Annotated in this window: 21 protein-coding genes and 2 tRNA genes; all 23 read right to left on the bottom strand. The window is 36.1% G+C overall.

What is annotated here, in order from left to right; translation table 11 throughout:
• Positions 1–138 precede the first annotated feature (138 nt).
• The gene (gene ftsH / locus EKQ63_RS02145; RefSeq protein ID WP_001079658.1) at positions 139–2040 is read right to left on the bottom strand and encodes an ATP-dependent zinc metalloprotease FtsH; all 1902 of its coding nucleotides are present in this window, start codon (positions 2038–2040) and stop codon (positions 139–141) included.
• Between the two features lie 85 nt (positions 2041–2125).
• Positions 2126–2668: a hypoxanthine phosphoribosyltransferase gene (hpt, locus tag EKQ63_RS02140; protein WP_000981838.1), complete on the bottom strand. Its 543-nt coding sequence runs from the start codon at positions 2666–2668 to the stop codon at positions 2126–2128.
• On the bottom strand, positions 2665–4095 hold the full coding sequence (gene tilS / locus EKQ63_RS02135) for a tRNA lysidine(34) synthetase TilS (RefSeq protein WP_143880698.1): 1431 nt from the start codon (positions 4093–4095) through the stop codon (positions 2665–2667). Before tilS ends, hpt begins: the two co-directional genes overlap by 4 nt.
• Before the next feature lie 224 nt (positions 4096–4319).
• A complete protein-coding gene (gene spoIIE / locus EKQ63_RS02130; RefSeq protein WP_062821996.1) occupies positions 4320–6791 on the bottom strand; it encodes a stage II sporulation protein E in 2472 nt (823 codons plus the stop codon).
• 259 nt (positions 6792–7050) lie between these two features.
• Positions 7051–7122 (bottom strand) — tRNA-Glu (locus EKQ63_RS02125).
• 13 nt (positions 7123–7135) lie between these two features.
• A tRNA-Met gene (locus EKQ63_RS02120) sits at positions 7136–7209 on the bottom strand.
• 160 nt (positions 7210–7369) lie between these two features.
• Positions 7370–7852: a S1 domain-containing RNA-binding protein gene (locus EKQ63_RS02115; protein WP_000021452.1), complete on the bottom strand. Its 483-nt coding sequence runs from the start codon at positions 7850–7852 to the stop codon at positions 7370–7372.
• An 87-nt stretch (positions 7853–7939) separates the two neighbouring features.
• Positions 7940–8299, bottom strand: a complete 360-nt coding sequence (gene divIC, locus EKQ63_RS02110; protein ID WP_001208736.1) for a cell division protein DivIC — start codon at positions 8297–8299, stop codon at positions 7940–7942.
• Positions 8296–8949 carry a spore cortex biosynthesis protein YabQ gene (yabQ, locus tag EKQ63_RS02105; RefSeq protein ID WP_000059775.1) on the bottom strand — a complete coding sequence of 218 codons (654 nt, stop codon included), beginning with the start codon at positions 8947–8949 and terminating at the stop codon, positions 8296–8298. The genes divIC and yabQ overlap by 4 nt, the downstream gene beginning before the upstream one ends.
• The gene (gene yabP, locus EKQ63_RS02100; RefSeq protein WP_001059101.1) at positions 8946–9254 is read right to left on the bottom strand and encodes a sporulation protein YabP; all 309 of its coding nucleotides are present in this window, start codon (positions 9252–9254) and stop codon (positions 8946–8948) included. Before yabP ends, yabQ begins: the two co-directional genes overlap by 4 nt.
• Positions 9255–9312: 58 nt before the next feature.
• Positions 9313–9588 (bottom strand): RNA-binding S4 domain-containing protein, encoded by a 276-nt coding sequence (locus EKQ63_RS02095; protein WP_001234876.1) that lies wholly within the window; start codon positions 9586–9588, stop codon positions 9313–9315.
• A 14-nt stretch (positions 9589–9602) separates the two neighbouring features.
• Positions 9603–11063, bottom strand: a complete 1461-nt coding sequence (mazG, locus tag EKQ63_RS02090; protein ID WP_087951387.1) for a bifunctional methyltransferase/pyrophosphohydrolase YabN — start codon at positions 11061–11063, stop codon at positions 9603–9605.
• Between the two features lie 12 nt (positions 11064–11075).
• A complete protein-coding gene (locus EKQ63_RS02085; protein WP_087951388.1) occupies positions 11076–12677 on the bottom strand; it encodes a putative polysaccharide biosynthesis protein in 1602 nt (533 codons plus the stop codon).
• Positions 12678–12908: 231 nt separating this feature from the next.
• On the bottom strand, positions 12909–13445 hold the full coding sequence (gene spoVT / locus EKQ63_RS02080; RefSeq protein WP_000648302.1) for a stage V sporulation protein T: 537 nt from the start codon (positions 13443–13445) through the stop codon (positions 12909–12911).
• Positions 13446–13581: 136 nt separating this feature from the next.
• Positions 13582–17112: a transcription-repair coupling factor gene (gene mfd, locus EKQ63_RS02075; protein ID WP_000579710.1), complete on the bottom strand. Its 3531-nt coding sequence runs from the start codon at positions 17110–17112 to the stop codon at positions 13582–13584.
• 106 nt (positions 17113–17218) lie between these two features.
• Positions 17219–17443, bottom strand: a complete 225-nt coding sequence (locus EKQ63_RS02070; protein ID WP_000399440.1) for an anti-sigma-F factor Fin — start codon at positions 17441–17443, stop codon at positions 17219–17221.
• Positions 17444–17513: 70 nt separating this feature from the next.
• Entirely contained in the window at positions 17514–18074 is a 561-nt protein-coding gene (gene pth / locus EKQ63_RS02065; protein WP_001979768.1) for an aminoacyl-tRNA hydrolase, read from the bottom strand.
• A gap of 72 nt (positions 18075–18146) precedes the next feature.
• Positions 18147–19100 carry a ribose-phosphate diphosphokinase gene (locus tag EKQ63_RS02060; RefSeq protein WP_000107420.1) on the bottom strand — a complete coding sequence of 318 codons (954 nt, stop codon included), beginning with the start codon at positions 19098–19100 and terminating at the stop codon, positions 18147–18149.
• 18 nt (positions 19101–19118) lie between these two features.
• Positions 19119–20498: a bifunctional UDP-N-acetylglucosamine diphosphorylase/glucosamine-1-phosphate N-acetyltransferase GlmU gene (gene glmU / locus EKQ63_RS02055; protein ID WP_087951389.1), complete on the bottom strand. Its 1380-nt coding sequence runs from the start codon at positions 20496–20498 to the stop codon at positions 19119–19121.
• A gap of 323 nt (positions 20499–20821) precedes the next feature.
• Complete coding sequence (gene spoVG, locus EKQ63_RS02050; protein ID WP_000454041.1) at positions 20822–21115, bottom strand: septation regulator SpoVG; 294 nt, start codon at positions 21113–21115, stop codon at positions 20822–20824.
• A gap of 152 nt (positions 21116–21267) precedes the next feature.
• Positions 21268–21642, bottom strand: a complete 375-nt coding sequence (locus EKQ63_RS02045) for a RidA family protein (protein ID WP_000869808.1) — start codon at positions 21640–21642, stop codon at positions 21268–21270.
• Positions 21643–21764: 122 nt separating this feature from the next.
• On the bottom strand, positions 21765–22613 hold the full coding sequence (purR, locus tag EKQ63_RS02040) for a pur operon repressor (protein WP_000702473.1): 849 nt from the start codon (positions 22611–22613) through the stop codon (positions 21765–21767).
• Between the two features lie 54 nt (positions 22614–22667).
• Positions 22668–23537: a 4-(cytidine 5'-diphospho)-2-C-methyl-D-erythritol kinase gene (ispE, locus tag EKQ63_RS02035; protein ID WP_143880697.1), complete on the bottom strand. Its 870-nt coding sequence runs from the start codon at positions 23535–23537 to the stop codon at positions 22668–22670.
• Positions 23538–23733 lie beyond the last annotated feature (196 nt).

Below are 23733 nucleotides of genomic sequence, written 5' to 3'. Positions count from 1 at the left end.
AGCTTTTCTATCCTCATCATTTTACAAAAAGATTACTCCCTATTTCAATTTTTAATACCAGATTTATTTAAATTCTTTTTCTACTTCATTTCGTTACATAAATAAAAAAAGGAGTGACCACCGTCACTCCTTCATCTCTTACTTATCTTCTGATTCTTCATCATCCTTCTTCATGTTGATGTTTACTTTCACATCAGCTGAAGATGTTGGACGTTCTGGCAATCTGCCATAATCACATAAATGATTGATTTGCTCAGCATCTAACGTTTCTACTTCAAGTAACGTTTTTGCAATAAGATCTAGCTTATCACGATTTTCAGTAAGAATGTCTTTTGCACGAGCATAACATTCTTTCATAATCGTTTGCATTTCCACATCGATGTCGTGTGCAATTGCATCACTGTAGTTTTGTTCTGAATGGAAGTCTCTTCCTAAGAACACTTGACCACCTTGTGAGCTACCAAATTGCATTGGTCCAAGCTTATCACTCATACCAAATTCCGTTACCATACGTCTTGCAATACCAGTCGCACGTTGGAAGTCGTTGTGAGCACCTGTACTCACTTCACCAAATACAATCTCCTCAGCTACTCGACCACCAAGTAAACCAGTAATTTTATCAAGTAACTCTGGCTTTGTCATGAAGTAACGATCTTCTTTCGGAAGCATTACTGCATATCCACCAGCTTGACCACGAGGGACAATTGTTACTTTATGAACGACATCTGCTTCATCAAGAACAACACCAATTACAGTATGGCCTGCTTCATGGAAAGCAACGATATTACGTTCTTTTTCAGAGATAACACGACTTTTCTTAGCCGGACCTGCAATAACACGATCCGTAGCTTCATCAATGTCACTCATATCAATTTTCTTCTTATCTTGACGCGCAGCTACTAACGCAGCTTCGTTTAATAAGTTTTCAAGATCGGCACCAGAGAATCCCGGTGTACGAGTTGCAATTGCTCTTAAGTTGATATTCTCATCAAGCGGTTTATTACGAGCATGTACTTTCAGTACAGCTTCACGGCCATTTACATCTGGACGATCTACTGTAATTTGACGGTCAAAACGACCTGGACGTAATAATGCTGGGTCAAGAATATCAGGACGGTTTGTCGCAGCGATGATAATAATACCTTCGTTTGCACCGAAGCCATCCATTTCAACAAGTAATTGGTTCAACGTTTGCTCGCGCTCATCATGTCCACCACCAAGACCTGCGCCACGTTGACGTCCTACTGCATCAATTTCATCAATGAAAATGATACAAGGAGCATTTTTCTTTGCATTTTCGAATAAATCACGTACACGTGATGCACCGACACCGACGAACATCTCTACGAAGTCAGAACCACTGATAGAGAAGAATGGAACGCCTGCCTCACCTGCAACAGCACGTGCTAATAAAGTTTTACCTGTACCTGGAGGTCCAACTAATAGAACACCCTTAGGAATACGGGCACCAACTTCAGCGAACTTACGAGGATCTTTCAAGAATTCAACTACCTCAACAAGCTCTTGTTTCTCTTCATCCGCCCCAGCAACATCTCTGAAACGAACCTTTTTCTTTTCGTCATTATATAACTTCGCCTTACTTTTCCCGAAGTTCATAACACGGCTACCGCCGCCCTGAGCTTGGTTTAACAAGAAGAAGAATAAAATGAAGATAATAACAAACGGAATGATAGAAGTAAAGAATGTTACCCAAGCACTTGTTTCTTCTGCTGGTTGATACTTAACTTCAGCACCTTGCGCTTTGTCATTAATTTTCTTTTGTAATTCCTCAGTATTTGGTGCATAAGTAACAAATTGTTCTCCTTGGCTAGAGTTGTTAAATTGTCCTTTTACCTCAAACACACCATTTTTCGGTTGAAGTTGCACATTACGAACTTCACCTTTTTCTAGTTTAGTAATGAATTTATCGTAGCTAACTGATGTCGTTTTTTGTGTCGAACCATTAAAATAGCTCACGATTCCAATTACTACTAGGAATATCAGTAAATAAAAGATGGTATTACGGAAGATACGATTCATTCCTAACCTCCTCTCACGGCATAAACACTATAGTAAATCGTAACATAGAAAAACTTTCCTATACAATTGTGACGCCTGTATTTAATTAATTTGAGTAAACGCTTGGTTTTAATACTCCTACATAAGGAAGATTACGGTACTGCTCTTTATAATCTAATCCATACCCTACAACAAATTCATGCGGTACAGTGAACCCAACATAATCCGCTTTCAAATCTACCTTACGGCCTGTTGGTTTATCTAATAACGTAACAATTTTTACAGACTTCGCTTTACGATATTTAAATAGGTCTACTAAGTAGCTTAGCGTAAGACCACTATCAATAATATCTTCAACGATTAAAATATCGCGACCTTCTACAGAAGTATCAAGGTCTTTTAAAATTTTCACTTCGCCTGTTGAAACAGTTGAGTGACCGTAACTAGATACAGCCATAAAATCCATTTCAAGATATGTATCTGTTCTCTTTAATAAATCTGCCATGAATGGCATTGCACCCTTTAGTACACCAATCGCAAGAGGTACTGTATTTTTATAATCCTCTGCAATAATTGCACCTAACTCGAGCACCTTTTCTTGTATTTGTTCTTCAGAAATTAATACTTTTTCGATATCTTGATTCATCATTTCATTATCCTCCCGGAAGACTCCTTGCTTTTGTAGTGAATAATCATATATTTATCTTTCTTTGTTACCTCTTTCGAGATAGCAAATGCAGATCGTTTCAACAAGGGTATCCAAATAATGTTCCCACTTGCATCACAAACGACCGGCCATTCTTCTCTTTTTTCTCTTGGTACTTTCGCTTCGATAAAAATAGCTTTTATCTTTTTGGTGCCATTCATACCTTGTATTGACATGCGATCTCCATTTTCTCTAGAACGAATACGAAGTGGATATGATATATCATTATACTTAGCAACAAAAACTGTTTCATTCATGTTACTTGGCATATTTTCGCTCACCTCTGTTACAAGCTTATCCCCGTTCGATAGCGTAATTGTCCCGGGCACTGATAAATCTTGTAAAAAAGGGGAAACAATTTCTTGTTTAAATCCAAAGCTGCACTCCTCGTATGCGCGAACAATTTTTAAATCACCTGGGAAATCAAGTGAACCCGAAGGTTGTGTCCGCTTAAAAAACTCAATCACTTTGTCAATATGTATAGAGGAAAGAGAAGATGGAATCTTATATTCATAAAGATAGTTTAATATTAGTTGAATCCCTCTTCTTTGTAAAGGCATAGACATGGATTCAAAGGCAGGAATTGATAAGCTAATTTGTTTATCACTTTTTTTTGTAATTACTTTATTCATTTTCTCAAAAGCTAATTCCTGCAAATACGCCTCATCCTCTTGCATCTGCATGCTAAATTTTTGAAACTTCTCATGCACTTGTGGATTTTCTTCTTTCAAATGAGGAAGAACATATTTACGTAATCGATTCCTTGTATATACTTCCTTTTTATTACTTGGATCTATACGAGGAATTATTTTTAACTTATGACAGTAATCAACAATCTCTTCCTTCGTTACTCCAAGTAACGGCCTAATTAAATACCCATTATGAAAAGGACGCTTCACTGCAATACCTGCATATCCTTTCGGAGTACTCCCTCGTACAAGGCGCATTAAAATCGTCTCTACTTGATCATCACCATGATGTCCAAGGGCTACATACCTCGCATCATATTTCTTCATTATTCTTTCCAAAAATGCATATCTGCATTCTCTAGCAGCAACTTGTGCATTCATCCCGTATCGCTGTTGATATTGCGACACATTAATCCTTATCGTTTCACAAATAACTCCCAGCCCTTTACAAAGGTCTTGCACAAACTGTAGGTCCTCATGAGATTCATCACCTCGAAACATATGATCCACATGCGCCACTACAATCTCAAACTGTTTTGCTGCTCTTTTTTCTAACAAATAATATAGAAGAGCCACAGAGTCAGGACCACCAGAAACACCTACAACAATTGTTGAGCGTTCCTTTAATACATCATGCTGCTTTACAAAGTCATCTACCTTTTCAACAAATGTATCTTTCAACTTCGTAATCACCTTTCATTAAACAAGAACAGCAACGTTAGTTACCTTGTTTATAATGGTACAACTTTTACAAACATTGTGCAAAAAAAAGATATACAAAAATTACATTTTTATCTTACATCATTCGTACATATTCACAAAAATAATAATATTATCTTTTAAAGCAAAAAACCTAGGCATCCACCTAGGTTTTTAGAAAGAAACATCACACTTCAAGTTTCACTTTATTGCGCTTGCATTCCTACAATTGGAATGGTAGCCCACTTCGGCATATTTTTCTTCACTTTCGCTACTACAATAGTCATATCATCATTTATATAACCATCGCCAGATCGAATCACCTCTTCCATAATGATATCAGCAATTTCTTGCGGATCTTCAGTTTGTAACTCTTTAATTTTCCGCTTCATCCATAATTCGTGATTCTCCACATGCTGCGCGCCCTCAAAAATCCCATCACTCATCATAATAAGAATATCACCTGTTTTTAATTGCTCACCCACTACATCAACTTCAACATCCTCAATAATTCCCATTGGTAAATTACTTGCTTCAATTTTCAAAATATTATTTGCACGTTTAACAAAACTCGGCGTCGATCCAATCTTTAAAAACTTCGCACTCGCATCCCGCAAATCTACCATAGCTAAGTCTAATGTCGTAAACATCTCTTCTGTTGTTCTTAAAGAAAGAATAGAGTTAATAGATTTAATCGCTATCTCCTCATCAATGCCTGACTGAAGTATTTTTTGTAATAATTTCACTGTTTCTTTACTCTCCATATGAGCTCTTTGCCCATTTCCCATGCCATCACTAATTGCAAGGGCATATTTCCCAACACTTAAATCCATCATTGCATAAGAATCACCCGAAACAAACCCACCGCCTTTCGCGGCTGTGGCCAAGCCGGTATCAAGGGAATACGTTTTTGCTGAACCAAATGATATTAAACTGTGGCCGTTCGGATAAGAAGATTTTTCTTCATGTTTCACAACTATGTTTTCCTTCAGGATATCAGAAAGCATTGGTGCAACTAATTTTTCACACTCTCCATGTTCATTAGATGCAACTGGGATCAACATTTCAATATCAATACTTCCTCTATCTAAACAATAAATATCAACATGCTCTATTTCTACACCAAAATCACGAAATGCTTGCAGAATCTGTTCTTCCTGTACTTGATGATTTTCTCTTTCTCTTTGTATCTCCTTGGCAAAATCCTCCATAACTTTTGATACACCTAACAATTGCTCCGCTACTATTCTACGATTTTCTTTCATTTGTTTTCGTAATTTTTGTCCCTCATAGAAGTGATCTAATTCACCTGCTACTAAATCCGTCACTTTCTTTCCTCTCACACAATGCTTGTCCCATTCACGAACTAACTTCCGATTATGCTGCAGAGTTCCTTCTTCCGTTTCGCTCATTATTTGTTTCATATAATCGTACGTTTTATCGAAATTAACTACCCAGCATTGGTCCTTTTTAAAGCATGTTTGACATGTTTTTGCAGTAATTGTACTTAAAAACAAATCTGCCTCCGTCTCTTTATCTTCCTCCTCCACATATCCATATACAGAAAAGCTATTAGATAAAGCAGCAAATACATTGGCAAATTGATTGATTTTATTCGCTGTAACATCACGCATCCTTCTTAAATACTGTTGTTGATCTTGCGAATGCTCATGTGTGCCTGGCATAAATTTAGCAATACGATCCATAACAAGTTTCGGTGTTAATAAAAAGAAAGCAATCGCCACACCAGATTCAATTAAAGTTGTCACAATGTTTGTTTGCTTGTCTACATATAGCGTAATTAAGCTTGTCCCAATTAATAAACCTAAACTAACACCTAAGCGTTTCCCTTCTTTTAACAAACCACCAAGCAATCCAGAAAAAGCAAGCAGACTAAGTTGGGATAAACTGGAGACATTTGCTAAGCTTAATATTAACCCAGTGACGACCCCTACTGTAGATCCTGTAGCCGCTCCTGCGATAAACGCAAACACAAGCACTAAATACCTAGTAAAAATATGTTGAATAGAAGCGTCATATATGAACCAATCTGTTGTACCAGTTAAAACAGATGCTAGTAATATAATTAAACAAACAATTTCTTCTGTCTCTAACGCTTGTTGTTTCCCTTTTCTTTCTACTAAAAGCGGGACACTTTGTAAAAATATCATAGTTAATACGAAGCTAAGCCCTGCCTCAATCGTACTAACAAGTAAATCGTACATGGTAACAGTTTGTTGCGCAAAATATACGACAACTAAATGTGCAGTTAATGCGGAGATAAATACTTGGAATGGTACAAGTCCAACAGTTTTACGTGTAAACCGACTAAAGAAGATATTATAAATGAAGAAAGTAAAAATAGATGCAAAGGTGAAGAATAAATTATCTATCGAAACTGAAAGTGCGCCCCCCATTAGGGCCAAGAACGCGAGCGGCATTTTATCCCGTTTCATAACATAAACAGCAGCAAAAAACGGCAGTGCAAACGGTAAAATGTTTGTTAATATATATGCTCGTCCCAAAAGAAAACCAATAACAACAATAATAAATCCCCATCTAAAGAAAACTTGCTCAAACTTCATTCGCAACTTACTCGTCCACTTTACTCCTCCAAGCTGACCTTCATTCATTGCCAATGCACTTGTATTCATAGTATTCCTTCCTGCTTTAGGCATATTTTTAACACCACCTGCATAGTTTAATTACTGTCATTATAAAAGATGATTATTGGGATTTTTGTCAAAACAACAGTTTTCACTTTTATAATCGTTCGACTTTTTATTCGAAATAACTCTACATATATACACAGTATGTATTTTATTTTTAATATTTTAATCGAACATTCAGAAAATATAGGGTGATTTTGTAGAAGTGTTGTATGTCTTAATTTATTTAACAAAAAAAGATCATGCGCATTTGCATGATCTTTTTAGATGACCCGTACGGGATTCGAACCCGTGTTACCGCCGTGAAAGGGCGGTGTCTTAACCACTTGACCAACGGGCCGTTAAATTAAATATAGCGGCGGAGGGGATCGAACCCCCGACCTCACGGGTATGAACCGTACGCTCTAGCCAGCTGAGCTACACCGCCATGTCGTCTTATTTAACGGACAATTAGTATCTTACCTCAGATATAATTTAAAGTCAACACATCTTGAAAACTTTTTTAAAAATATATTTTCACATATAAAAAAGCACCCTGAGCAATCGCCCTGGGCACCTCTCTATATTCTAAGAATTAAACGTTCTTATTATCCGCGACGTGCGCCACGGCCACCACGTTTAGATTCAGTGTTACGCTTTAAAGAAGTTAAACGATCTTCGCTATCCTTTAAGAAACGTGCCATCTTTTGCTCGAATGTTTCTTTTGGAGCACGGTCGTTACCGCCACCACGGTTATCTCTGTTGAAAGAACGATTACGTTGTGGACGTCCAGAACGTTGTTGATCACCACCGCGTTGGTATTCACCACGTGGACGATCTCCTTCTGTTTTTTCACGCTCTTTCGCTTTTTTAATAGATAGACCGATCTTACCATCTTTTTCAACGTTAATAACTTTTACTTCTACTTGGTCGCCCACTTTTAAGTGATCGTTAATATCTTTCACATAATTATCAGCAACTTCACTAATATGAACAAGACCCGTTAAGCCTTCTGGCAGCTCCACAAAAGCCCCAAAATTTGTAATACCTGTTACTTTACCCTGTAACTTGCTGCCTACCTCGATTGACATAAAAAAAATGCTCCTCCTTAGTGGTTAAAAAGTCAAATTTTACTTTATTATATATAATCCTAAAATATAGTGTCAATAAGACATACTCTACTTAGAAACAGGAAAAATTATCTCCCCTTTTCCAGAGAAGAAATAATCCCTTCTAGCAATCTTTAATACGTACTCTTCATCATTTAACTTTTGAACTTCGTCTTTTAGACTCTTTTCTTTGTTCGTTAATGAATCCAGTTCTTTTTTCATGTCCTTAACTTTTGCTTCTTTTGCTTTAATGGAACTGTTTTGTTGATAAAACGTTACACTAATACTCGCAATAATTGTAAAAGCAAAGACAAGAAAAACCGCTAAACGGCGATAAAGTCGCTTCCTGTTCTCATCCGTTTGTATTATATGCTCTTTAACAGGATTTGGACTCTGTTTTTCGATTGTTCTTTGTCTCAGTTCCCTCATTTCCGAGGTCCCCCTAACTTCTTTTTTATACGCTCCCATAATTGGAAGATATGTCCCTTCAATTTTGCTATATATTGCAGGAACCCTACATGCTTCATTATAAAAAGTTTAACACGATTAGGGAGAAGTTTCCATATGAGCGAAGCAATAAATCGAACAGGCCAGAAAAAAACTTTCCATATGAAAAGTAATATCCAAATCACCATTTTCCATAACACATGTCCAATTGAAAGCAGTATACGAAATAAGAATAATATAAATGCAATAAATAGCTGCGCTATAATAATAACAGGTTTTATCATGAGTAGCTGTATAATTTGAACAAAAAAGTGTGTTGTTTGTACAAAAATATATATGAGAAAATTTAACAGTCTCATGTATATTGCTTTCAACATGCTTTGATATGCCGCAAAACCACATAATAATGCTAAAAATACATATATACGTAGTTCAGCTTCATTTACAAGAAGCAATACGTAAAAAACGAATAATGCTTGGACAATCCAAAATAGTATATCATGTATAAATACAAGCCAACGCTTACGTTCTTGACGTTTTAAAAATCGTTGGTATGTATCTAAAGACGCTCCAATCCAAGCACCCATTCCGATCATTGAGAGCATCGTATACAACTGAATTGTTAGACTCATTTAAACAACTTACTAAAGAAGCCTTTAGTTTTCTCCCCTTGATTCTCATCAATATACAGCATCTCATGAACTTTCCCTTTAATCGATACAACACCTTTTTCTACATCTAAATTTTTCATTTGCAAATTTTGACCACGAATTGTTAAAAAGCCCATTACGGTCTCAAGTAAAAACTCTTCGCTATCAAAACTCTCTACCTGCTTTACACCGGTAATATCAATTACACGCCTGCCACGCATAATAATATCATGCTCTACAGAAACATTTTGTTGATTAGAAGACATAGGTGAGTAACCATTATTCACGTAAATCCCCCCATACATTTATACTAGCTAATAGTAATGTATGAAGGGATAATCGATTTTAGAACAAGCCTTCTTCGGCCTTTACTTTTTCTTCACGAACTAAGCTATACATATTTGCTGCATCTTCTTTTTTAGTCGTTTCTTTCAATTCATTTATTTTTACAGTTACTATTTTTTGGCCAAAACGAATTGTTAATTCATCAGCTACTTTCACATCTGAACTCGCTTTTGCCACTTGACCGTTAATGGATATTCTTCCTTGATCAGCTACTTCTTTCGCCAATGTTCTTCTTTTAATTAAACGTGATACTTTTAAAAACTTATCTAGACGCATATTAAATCCCCCTATTAACGCTCTGTTTGTTTTGCCTCTTCCCAGAAAACATCTAACTGCTCTAATGATAAATCTTGCATCTCTTTATTCATTTCAGCTACCTTTGCTTCCATGTATAAAAAACGACTGACGAATTTCTCATTTGTTGAACGTAACGCTTCTTCTGGATCTATTTTATAATGACGAGCTATATTAACAAACGCAAACAGTAAATCGCCAAATTCACTTAACATCTTCGCCTCATCCATGTTTGCGACTTCTTGTTGGAACTCTTGCCATTCTTCTAAGGCTTTCTCTATCATCGGCTGTACATCCACCCAATCGAAACCAACCTTACCAGCTTTTTTCTGGATTTCATAAGCGCGTAGTAACTGCGGCAAACTTTTTGGAACTCCATTTAAAACAGATTCTTTTACAAACCCTTTTTCTTGTTTTTTAATTTCTTCCCAATTGGCAATTACTTCATCGGCATTATTTACATCCGTATTCCCAAATACATGCGGATGACGACGAACCATTTTCTCAGATAAAGTTCGAATAATATCATCTATAGAGAACCAACCTTCGTCCTCTCCGATTTGGGCATGAAGCATAACTTGTAATAATATATCACCCAGTTCTTCTACTAAGTGATCATCATCCTCTTCATCAATTGCTTCTAACACTTCATAAGCTTCCTCAATTAAATACTTCTTTAAAGATTGATGTGTTTGCTTTTTATCCCACGGACAACCATTTGGGCCACGAAGGTCTGCAATAATTTCTCGGAGTACATCAAACTGTTGATACAAGGACGCACGTTCCTGAACTGGTGGTACATATACGCTCGTTAAGTTATTCAACTCCGTTTCATGATCTAACATGTACAACGGCACCTTTTTCACTTGTTCAAATGAAGTCCCTGCAGCTGTTACGATATACACTTCATAATCATCTGGCAGCATCTCCATTAATGTTAATTTCACATCAGATGCAACGAATGCGTCATATACTTGGCAAAAGATTAAGTGTTGACGTAATTCTAATTGTCCTCTTTCAAATGATGTAGCATCAATTAATTGGAACCCTTCAATCGGATCAATCTTAAGACTTGCAAACATAGGATCAAGGAAACTTTGTCCACCTTCAATTCGCACTTCAATATTCGCTACTTCACTTTTTTCCAATAGTAGCTGAACCGTTCTTTCCGCTACAAGAGGATGCCCTGGAACAGCATAGATAATTTCTGCGCCTTCAGCTTGTTCTAGCAATGTATTCGCAATTGTTTCATATACAATTTCAAATGTATCATGTGCTTCATATACATTGTCAAAGGCAGTATATTGTATACCTTCTTTCTCTAACTCTTCTATAACGGGATGTTCCTTCGTTCTAACAAACATGTGATCTGCTTCTTTTATTTTTCGATATACACCCATCGTTAACTGATCTAATTCACCAGCACCTAATCCTAAAATAGTAATGATTCCACTCACAACCTGCCACCTCTATCCACTCTTCTTCAATGAACCTTCTTTTTTCTCTTTTTTCATAACGGTTCCTATTTCCGCTTTTGTAAATACACGTAATTTTAAAATTAAAAACATATATGCCAATCCACCGATGGCTACACCTAACAACGCCTCAAGCGTTGCAACACCTCTATGACTTGTATCCATTACTAATCCAGATATTTGCAATACACGCATAAACATTATTAGTACAAATCCCATACCGATACCACTAATAACTACACCTAACATATTCCGTTTGTCGATAAGCGATTCGGATACAGCTCGCATAAGTAATACACTATTTAGTATAGAAATTACAATTAACGCAACTAGCGTTGCAATTGCAGCTCCCTTCACACTAAAATACGGCATTAATATATAATTTAAAGCTAACTTTAAACAACCGCCCAATATAACGAATATTGCTGGTTTTAATGTTTGTCCTAACCCTTGCAAAATAGAAGCAGTTGTAATCGACAATGAACTAAATAAAATAGATAAAGATAAAATAGATAAAACATCTGACCCATCACTATTTTCAAACAACATAATATTCGTAGGCTGGATAATACAAGTTAATCCAATGGCTGCTGCAAATCCGATAACAAATGTTATTTTCATCGCTAACCTTACTTTTTCTCGAATAAAGGTAAGATCTCCTCTTTCCTTCGCTGCTGTAATAATTGGAATAAGCGACAACGAGAAGGAAGTTGTCACGACAGTACCTAATTGCATAAGCGGGATACTCCTGTCATAAACACCTTTTAACACCTTTGCACTTTCAGCTGGTTCTCCTGCTCCAATAAGTAAAGAATAGAAAGAAATAGAATCAGCCATCTGTATAAAAATAAGCACTAAGTTACTAACACAAATCGCTAACCCCTGCCAAAACAGGATTTTTATAATCTTCTTTTTCCCTTTAATCCTCTTTACACTTTTGAAGAATATAGAACGAAAGTCATGACGCATATAAAGTATAAGTACGATAATCCCAATCAATCCACCTGCGATTGAACCGAGCATAGCACCTGCACCAACTGTATATAAATCAAATTCGTGAGCAATTAGGAATAGAGATAAAAATACAATAATAGAAACACGAATCGTTTGTTCTATTACTTGCGAAACAGCTGTTGGCATCATATTATTGAACCCCTGGAAATATCCTCTTGCTACAGATAAAAACGGCATCAATATGAATGAAAAGGAAATAACGCGTAATAGCTTATCTAAGTGTATATCGCCCATAGCTATCGCAATTGTTTCGGCACCAAAGAACAATGTAAAAAATCCTATGAAACCAATCCCTAATAAAAACCAAAAAGATACACAAATAATTTCTTCTGCTTCTTGTTTTTTCCCTCGCTCTAATCGTTCCGCAACCATTTTTGAAATTATAACGGGGAACCCATAAGTAGCTAAAATTAAACAAAATCCATAAAACGGATAAATTTGTTGGTAAATATAAAAGCCAACGTCACCCGCTATATTTTGATATGGAATACGGTAAAAGGCGCTTAATACCTTTGTAACAAAACTTGCGATTGTTAATATAATAGCCCCACGCCAAAAGGCTTGATACTTCTTCGATTCCATGCAAGAAAACTCCTTTTTCTATTCTCACCCCTCGTATTATATCATAAAGAAAAAGACAAGCTTCCTTACCTACACGAGTAAGAATACATTCGTGCAACGCTAGAAATATTCAATGAAAAAAGGTAGCAAAACGCTACCTTCATTCAATATACATATATCTCCAAATAATTGATTTCTCAAGAAGAAATATCATAATTAGGAAAGATTGCTACTTCTAAAAATTATACACCTTTACTGTTCCATTTGTTTCGCTAAGAAACTGGCAGCAGTATTGACCGCTTTGTGCTCTATTTCGCTTATAATCGCTTCTTTTGAAAAAATAATGACAGCTCCAATCGGGTCTCCATTTGCAACAATCGGTCCAACTGTATAAGAATGAACCTTTTCTGTTACACCATCAATAATGGAAATATCACTTTCGTCTGTCATAATAACTGACTTTCTTTCTTCCATCGTTTTTTCAATTAAATCGCCAACGCTTTTATTTAAGTATTCTTTTTTTGATACACCTGATACTGCGATAATAGAATCTCGATCACATACAAGCACATTATGTCCTAAGCTATCATATAAAGCATCTGCATATTCTTTTGCAAAATCACCTAGCTCGCTAATTGGAGAATATTTCTTTAAAATTACTTCTCCATCGCGATCTACAAATATTTCTAGTGGGTCCCCTTCTCGAATACGTAAAGTTCTACGAATTTCCTTCGGGATTACTACCCTACCTAAATCATCAATTCGACGTACGATTCCAGTTGCTTTCATTCTAATGCTGCCTCACTTTCTACTGATGATCAAAGTGGTGAATTTACCTGTTCATGTAAAAATCACCAACTGTTAGACATAGTATTTTACACATTAGTTCTTCTATGCACGCCGAATTGCATTTTTTTATCTTATATTAGGCATTTATGACTTCTTTTTTTACATCTGGCAAGCCTTTTAATAAATTTTCAGCAATTGTTAACCACTTCGATGTCTCTAAGCCATTTGTTTTCATGACGATTTTCAATTGTGATCCTTCCATTCCTAAACCAATCATACGTCCAAAACTATTTCCGAGCATGAATAATTTTCCGCCATCAATGTTTTGACTCGCTTGTTCTGAGAACAGAATTGTTACTTCAAATTTATTTTGCTTAATTAACTCAATTTGTTCTTTCATTGCCAACACTTTAATATTTGCGATTTGTAATAAGTAACCAACTTCTTGCGGGTAATCACCAAATCTATCTATCATCTCTTCCTGCAACTCTTCGATATCCTCAATTGCAGAAACACCTCTAAACTGTTTATACATCATAATTTTTTGTTTACTATCTGAAATATAAGCATCTGGTAAATATGCATCTACTTCTAAATCAATTTCAACATTAACTGTATTTTCAACTCCGTCTGTTCCTCTACGCTGTTCAATTGCATCTTTTAACATTTGAGAATATAAATCAAAGCCGACAGAATCAATAAATCCATGTTGTTCGGCTCCTAACAAGTTACCAGCACCACGAATTGATAAATCTCGCATCGCAATTTTGAAACCAGATCCAAGCTCTGTGAACTCCTTAATGGCTTGCAGACGCTTCTCCGCAACTTCTGACAACACTTTATCCCGTTTGTATGCAAAGTAAGCATATGCAACACGATTGGAACGTCCAACACGCCCACGAAGCTGATACAACTGCGATAATCCCATACGATCCGCATCAAATACAATTAATGTATTTACATTTGGAATATCTACACCCGTCTCAATAATCGTTGTACTTACAAGAACATCATGCTGTCCTTCTAAGAACGATAGCATAACAGACTCTAACTCACTCTCGTTCATTTTCCCATGTGCATAAGTTACACGCGCATCTGGAACTAACATCGAAATTTCATCTGCTTTTCGTTCAATATCCTCCACACGATTATATAGGAAGTATACTTGCCCACCTCTTGCAAGTTCGCGTTCTATCGCTTCTCGCATTAACGCTGGATTATACTCTACTACATATGTTTGAACTGGGAAACGATTTTCCGGCGGCGTCTCAATAACAGATAAATCACGCACACCAAGCATAGACATATGAAGCGTACGCGGAATTGGGGTTGCCGTTAATGTTAATACGTCAACATTTGCTTTCAATTGTTTAATTTTTTCTTTATGTGTTACACCAAATCTTTGCTCTTCATCAATAATCAAAAGTCCCAAATCTTTATAAGTAACATCTTTAGATAAAATACGATGCGTTCCGATTACAATATCTACTGTGCCATCTTTTAAACCTTTAATTGTTTCATTTTGCTGCTTTCTCGTACGGAATCTACTTAATAATCCTATATTGATTGGATAATCTTGAAAACGCTCTCGAATTGTTTCATAGTGTTGTTGTGCAAGGATTGTTGTCGGCACTAAAATTGCAACTTGTTTTTCATCCATAATTGCTTTAAACGCCGCACGAATAGCTACTTCCGTCTTTCCATATCCTACATCACCACAAAGAAGCCTATCCATCGGACGTCCGCGTTCCATATCCTTTTTAATCTCTTCAATAGAACGTAATTGATCCTCTGTCTCTTGATACGGGAAAGAAGATTCAAATTCTTGTTGTTCTGCCGTATCCGGTGTATATGCATAACCCTTTGAAGCTTCGCGCTCAGCATATAGTTTAATTAGGTCATCCGCAATGTCTTGTACAGATTTTTCAACTTTCGTTTTGACCTTCTTCCAATCATTTCCGCCCAGTTTATAAACTTTCGGATCCTTACCCTCAGATCCTACATATTTTTGCACTTGGTCAATTTGTTCAATTGGAACGTATAACTTATCATTACCTTGATATTTAATATTCAAATAATCTTTATGAACACCGTTAATCTCTAATGTCTCAATACCTAAGAATTTACCTATACCATGATTTACATGAACTACATAATCCCCAACTTTTAATTCCGAATAACTTTTAATACGTTCAGCATTCGATAACTTTTGCTTACGTTGTGATTTTTTAACTTTCTTATGAAAAAGCTCTTTTTCAGTAATGACAACAAGCTTTTGCATCGGCATTTCAAATCCTGCATGTAAATCACCTACAGCAATTTGTAACCTTCCAGGCAATAATATATCTGTGCCCTCTACAATATCTGCCTCAATATCATAATCACTTAAAATATGTTGTAGTTTTTTCACACGTTCATCATCTGTACCTAGCACCACAGTCGTAAAATGCCCTTCGTTCCATCTATCAATTTCAGTTTTCAACAACTGCATCTGCCCATGGAAATCTTGCATTGTTTTACATGTCACATTCACAATGTTTTGCGGATGTGTATGTGCTATATGACGTAAGAATAACGTTAAATATACAAAACTTCTTTTTTTATGATGAAGAAATTCTTCAAACGAATGAGAGAAAGATAAATCTTGAATGATTGTTCCCTCACCAAGAAGGGATATATACCATTCCGCCTCTTCTGTTTCAAGATGTGATGCTGTTTCTTGAATACGTGAAATCTCATCTAAAATCACAACACCATCTTCTGGTAAATAATCTATCAGACTAGCAGGTTCGTTATAGAAAATAGATAAATATTTAAACATCTGTTCTATACTTTGCCCGTTTTTTAACATCTCAATTTCATGACTTACCGTCTCAAGCACTGTAGTCTTCAACTTATCATCGGAAAGTTTTTGCATCGTCTTAGTCAGACCTTCTTCAAGATGCTTAATTCCCGATTTCAATTCTTCCTGCGAAAATAAAAACTCTGTTGCTGGACCAAATCTAACACTTTCTTTTTTATCTTGAGAGCGCTGTTCATCCACATCAAATAATCGAATAGAATCAACTTCTGTATCGAAAAATTCAATACGAAATGGTAGCTCTTCAGTTAGTGGATAAATATCTAATATTCCCCCGCGTAAACTAAATTCTCCAGGAGCTTCTACCATAGACTTACGCTCATAGCCGATATGATGTAAAGTATGCAAGAATGTATCTAAATCAATCTCTTGCCCTAGATTGATTTCGATTTGCCTTTGCTTCCACAACTCTTTCATTGGTAAAAACCTGCGTAGCCCTGCAACTGGTGCTACAATAATCCCATGTTCTCCTGCAGCTAAGCGATTTAACACTTCAATACGTTGCGCCTTCAATTCTGGGCTTGCAACACCAAGTTCTGATGCTATCAATTCATTTACTGGATATAGCCATACATCTTTTTCACCAAGTAACGCCACTAAATCTTCATGTACTTTTTGTGCTTGATATAAATTATGCGTCACAATAAGTTGTGATTTTTTTGTTTTTTTATATAAGGCCGCCATTAATAACGAACGAGAAGAGGTTGCCATACCTGATACAAGTTGCTCTTTTAACCCATCTTCTAATCCATTAATGACCGATTGGATCTCTTCATTTTTATAAAATTGCTCTAATAAACCTATCATTTTCAAAACCCCTCTCAACATAAAAGAGCAAGCCACTATATTTTATGCAAATATTTCGGAAAAAGAAAACAGAAAAATGCTTTGGACATGCCAAAGCGACAACATTTTATTGCAGAAATTTTTCATATTCATAATACTCAGGATAAGATGCGAGCGTTTCTTGACACAATTCACAAATCGTTTTTATATATATATTTCCATTCTCATGAAAATGAATCATTTCTACTACTTCTTGCTCTGTTAGTTGAAATAAAACGTCGCTATATACTTTTTCTGCGGTAACGGAGCCTACATTACTCCCGCAATGTCTGCAATAATAATACCCTTCCATACTAGCCTCCTAAAAATCCACTTACTGCTAGTATGGGTAAAAACAAAATAAAATATTCCCAATCGTACCCTTAACTATTGAAAGTATTCATAATTTGAAGAAAAGGTTTATTTAACCATTCTTCACATGCATCTGCTGCTTTTTCAATAGAATGATTTACATCAGGAATCTCTTCTGAAGTAAAACGTCCTAATACGTAATCTACTACCTTCATTCCATTTTTCGGACGATCGATTCCCATGCGGATACGTTGAAACTCTTGTGTTCCTAAATGTGAAATTGTTGATTTCACACCATTATGTCCACCCGCACTGCCTTTCATACGAAGGCGTAATTTACCTACAGGGATGTCTAAATCATCGTACAGAACAACGAAGTCCTCTACATCAATTTTATAGTAATCCATTAGCGGACGAATACTTTCCCCAGATAAATTCATATATGTAAGTGGCTTTAATAAGATTACTTTTTCTCCATTAACAAATCCTGCACCAAATACTCCTTTAAACTTTTGTTCGTTCAAAGAAATATTCCAACGCTTTGCAAGTTCATCAATCGCCATAAATCCAATATTATGCCTTGTTAATTCATATTCTCTACCCGGGTTCCCAAGTCCTACTATCAATTTCATTCTTGTACCACTACTTTCTTTTTTCGATACGAAAAGACGTAACCAATCTTGGTTACGTCTCATTCTATCCAATTAATTGAATAATACACTTACAGATTCTTCTTCATATACACGAATGATTGCTTCTCCGATTAGTGGAGCAACTGAAAGTTCATGTACTTTGTCGATTTTCTTCTCTTCTGGTAATACGATAGAGTTCGTTACAACTAACTCTTTAATATTTGAGTTTTGGATACGCTCAATTGCTGGACCAGATAATACTGGGTGTGTACAGCAAGCATATACTTCAGAAGCACCGTTCTCAACAAGAGCGTTTGCTGCTAATGTAATTGTACCAGCTGTATCAATGATGTCATCAATTAAAATTGCTGTTTTACCTTCAATATTACCGATAATGTTCATTACCTCAGATACGTTCGGACGAGGACGACGCTTATCAATAATAGCGATTGGTGCTTTTAGGCGATCTGCCATTTTTCTAGCACGAGTTACTCCACCGTGGTCAGGTGACACGATTACGATATCTTTAAGACCTTTTGTTTCAAAGTAATCTGAAAGAATCGGTACACCCATTAGGTGGTCGATTGGGATATCAAAGAACCCTTGAATTTGTGGAGCATGTAAATCTAGAGTGATTACACGAGTTGCACCTGCTGTTTCAAGCAAGTTTGCTACAAGTTTCGATGTAATTGGTTCACGAGAACGCGCTTTACGGTCTTGACGCGCATAACCATAGTAAGGAATAACAATATTAATTGTTTTTGCAGATGCACGCTTTAATGCATCGATCATAATAAGTAATTCCATGATATGTTCGTTTACTGGGAAGCTTGTAGATTGAATAATGAATACATCGCAACCACGGATACTTTCTTCAATGTTAATTTGAACTTCTCCATCACTAAAACGATCAACAGAACATTTTCCTAGTCCTACTCCAATGTGCTTTGCAATTTGCTCAGCAAGTTCCTTATTAGAGTTTAAAGAGAATACTTTCAAATTAGAATTTAGATATTGAGTCGACATCTAGATTAACCCTCCACATTATGATTTTTTCTTATTCAGCAATTGATCAACATAGTCTTCTTTGTTAACTTGACGTGCACGTGCTACAGATAATGCTTTTGATGGAACATTCTCTGTAATTGTAGAGCCTGCTGCTACATAAGCACCATCTTCAACTGTTACAGGAGCAACAAGGTTTGAATTACATCCAATAAATACCCCGTTACCAATCACAGTTTTGAATTTATTCTTACCGTCATAGTTCACCGTAATTGAACCACAACCAAGATTCACGTCTTCTCCAACTTGTGCATCCCCGATATAACTTAAGTGTGAAGCTTTACTTCTATTACCAAAAACAGTTTTTTTGATTTCCACGAAGTTTCCAACGCGTACTTCATCTCCAATAACTGAATCTGGGCGAATATGTGCAAATGGGCCAACCGATACTTCTGTACCAAGCTTACTATCATGTACAGTAGATTGACGAATTATCGTACGATCTCCAATTTCACTATCGCGAATTACTGTATGCGGTCCAATCTCACAATCAGAACCAATTACAGTGTTCCCCTCAATAATTGTTCCTGGATGAAGAACTGTATCACTACCGATAATTGCATCAGCAGAAATATACGTGTTACTTGGATCAATAATAGTAACACCATTTACCATGTTCTTTCGGTTGATACGGTTTTTCATAATAATTTCCGCTTGCGATAGAGCGACTCTGTCGTTAACACCTAACGTTTCATCGAAGTGCTCTGTTTGATAAGCTGATACAATATGACCTTCATTTTTTAAAATCTCAATAACATCTGGCAGGTAATATTCACCTTGTACGTTATCATTTGAAACTTTAGAAAGTGAAGCGAATAAAGCTTTATTATCAAAACAATACGTACCTGTATTGATTTCTTTAATAGCTAATTCTTTCTCATTTGCATCCTTATGCTCAACAATCTTTTCAACATGACCATTCTCATTACGAACGATACGACCATATCCAGCAGGTTCTTCTATGTAAGCTGTTAATACCGTTGCCATTGCCCCTGCTTCTTTATGTTGCTGAAGTAATGCTTCCATCGTTTCAGCAGTTATTAGCGGCGTATCACCACAAATAACTAAAGTTGTTCCTTCTTCGTTTGCAAGTACACTTGCAGCTTGATCTACAGCATGTGCTGTACCAAGTTGTTCTGCTTGTAATGCAAACTCACTTACGTTTCCTAGCTGTTCTTGTACCATTTCAGCACCATGTCCTACGACTGTTACAAGTTTCTGCAATCCTAATTGAGATACTTGATCGACAACATGTTGTACCATAGGTTTTCCACATACAGGATGAAGCACTTTGTATAGCTTAGACTTCATACGTGTGCCTTTACCTGCCGCTAGAATCACTGCAAATCTGTTTGACATATAGACCCTCCATCGCAACCTATTTATCCATTAACGATATTATCCTAAATCATCATATATTTCAAGAAACACATTTTAACTATTAAATTTTACCATAATTCTTATAAGATGTTTTACTCTTTAGTATCTTTTTTAAGAAATAAGCTATACTATTTAAAATGATTTTGAAAAAATTAGAAGTTTATCTCTTCACTTTATTGAATTTAGAATTTTCCGAACACGGGAATGTATATAACCACAAAAAAACAAACCCCTGTAAATGCTTACAGGAGTTTGTTACAAAATTATAGAGCTTTCTCTAAAAAGCCCTTTTCATTCGAATTTTACGAAGCACCTGCTTCTTCAAACTCAACCTCTTCTAACTCGCCTAAACGATGATACTCTGTCAAAACCGCATCTTGAATTTTAGAGCGTGTACCAGAATTAATTGGATGTGCAATGTCACGGAATTCTCCATCTGGAGTACGTTTACTTGGCATTGCTACAAATAATCCATTATTACCATCAATTACACGAATATCATGAACAACAAATTCATGGTCTAGAGTAATAGAGGCAATTGCTCTCATGCGGCCTTCTGTGTTTACGCGGCGTAATCTTACGTCAGTCACTTCCATCTTGTGTTCACCACCCTTTTCTAAATAAGCGATATATTTGTATAAATTCCACAAAATTTCTATTTTCCCTTTAATTTTTTAAAAATTTTTAAGATAAAAATTTTTAATGTAATTGAATATAGAGATTAGTAGAGGTTATCGCTTACAAAGAATTACTTAACTAGGGCAATTACTTCGATTTCAACTGAAACATCTTTCGGTAATTTTGCTACTTGTACACAAGAACGAGCTGGCTTATGAGCAGAGAAATAAGATCCATATACTTCATTAACAGCATTAAAATCATCCATATCTTTTAAGAATACCGTTGTTTTTACTACCGTATCAAATGAAGCACCTGCTTCTTCTAATACTGCTTGTAAATTTTGAAATACTTGCTCTGTTTGTACTGTTACGTCTCCTGCTACAAGCTCTCCACTTGCAGTTAACGGAATTTGTCCTGAACTGTAAAACATATTATTTACAATAATCCCTTGTGAATATGGTCCAATTGCTTGTGGTGCATTGTTTGTTTGAACAACTTTCATACTTTTCACCCTTTTATTATTTATTTTTACTCTTTAAAAATAGTGCACGAAAAGCAGTTTGTCCATCTATTTTATAATTTATAAATAGAATAAAAAAAGATAAAGCTATTTGCTTTATCTTTTTACTCAGCCTCTACAAGCCCTTCATCAAATGGTGCCAGTGAATAATTTCCCTTTTCCACTTGAATCGCTTTTTCTTTCACATCAACTTCTGATAGACGAATCAATGATACAAAGTTATTAATTAGTCTTTCTTCAATATCCGTGGACTCTACTAATACACCAATACCAACAACATTAGCCTTAAACTCTTCTAACATACTCATCATACCTTGAATTGTCCCGCCAGCTTTCATGAAGTCATCAATAATTAAAACATTTGATCCTTCTGGAAGGCTACGCTTTGCTAACGTCATTGTTTGAATTCGCTTAGAAGAACCTGATACATAGTTAATACTAACAGTGGGTCCTTCTGTTACCTTATTATCTTTTCTTGCAATCACTACCGGTACATCTAAATAGTTCGCCACTGCATATGCAAGTGGAATACCCTTCGTTGCGACCGTCATAACTGCATCAATTGGTTGCCTAGCAAAAACAGAAGCAAACAAACGACCTGCGCCATTAATATGACGAGGATTACTTAAAAGATCTGTCATATATAAGTAACCACCAGGCAAAATACGATCTGGATTTTCGAATAAGCTACAAAGCTCACCAATAATTAGATCTGCCTCTTCTTCACTTATATATGGTATATATTTCACTCCTCCTGCTGCTCCTGGTATCGTTTGCAATGTGCCGACCCCTTGTTGTTCAAACGTTTGCTTAATAATAACTAAATCTTCACTAATAGAAGACTTAGCTGATTGATACCTTTCAGCAAAAAAAGTGAGAGAAACTAGCTGACGAGGGTTTTGTAACAAGTAATAAGTCATATCGACTAATCTTGTACTTCGTCTAATTTTCATACTCTCACCTCAAATCACGAATATTCTAAACAAATCATAACGTATTATACGTCTTTATTCAAGCGTTTCTCGCTCTCCTAATAAACGTACTGCGTATACTTGTTCACAAAATCCTTTTAATCCGTTATATATACGATGCATTCGCGAATCATGGTGCACCAGACCGAATACGGTTGGACCACTACCACTCATTAATACAGCATCTGCTCCAAATCGCTTCATCTGTGCCTTAATACGTGCAACTTCAGGATGCATCGCAAACGTTACATCTTCTAAAACGTTACCAACAGTATCACAAATCCCTTTGTAGTCTCCAGCATTTATGACATCCACCATTTTATCTACATTTGGATGTGTAACCCGATTTAACTTTAAATTTCCATACACATCAGCAGTAGATACACCAATATGGGGTTTTGCTAAAATAACCCAACAAGAAGGTGGAGTTTTTATGTGCTCAATCTTTTCTCCTCTTCCAGTGGCAATTGCTGTCCCACCATATACGCAAAACGATACATCTGACCCAATTTCTGCGCCAAGCTCTGCTAACTGATCAATTGTAAGCCCTAAATTCCATAATTTATTAAGGCCACGTAATGTAGCTGCTGCATCACTACTTCCACCCGCTAATCCAGCTGCTACTGGAATCGTTTTTTCAATAGTAATAGATACACCTTTTTTCACATTAAACTTCTCTTTTAATAACCTCGCTGCTTGATAAGCCAGATTTCTTTGGTCGTCTGGGACATACCGATTATGGGATAAAATTTCAATACGGTCTTCTGCTAATTCCATTAGTTCTAAACGATCCGCTAAATCAATTGTTGTCATAATCATTTTCACTTCATGATATCCGTCTTGTCTTTTTCCCAGTACATCTAACGACAGATTAATCTTTGCTGGTGCTTTCACTAGTAGCTTCAATCTATTCACCCACTCTATGTACTCAATCTTTTATCGTTTATTTTACCATAAATTTATAGTAAGACGATGACACTTCCCTAATTATAACGAAAAGCATTCAGAATGAAACTACTTATGTAAAATGATGGCACCTTTTATAGTACAAAAAGCCGAGGAATCACTCCTCGGCTACCGTAGCATAGAAAGTATCTTACAA

It is taken from the genome of Bacillus sp. BD59S (assembly GCF_007363175.1).
Lineage (GTDB): Bacteria > Bacillota > Bacilli > Bacillales > Bacillaceae_G > Bacillus_A > Bacillus_A pacificus.
This window is presented reverse-complemented; position numbering and strand designations above follow the sequence as displayed.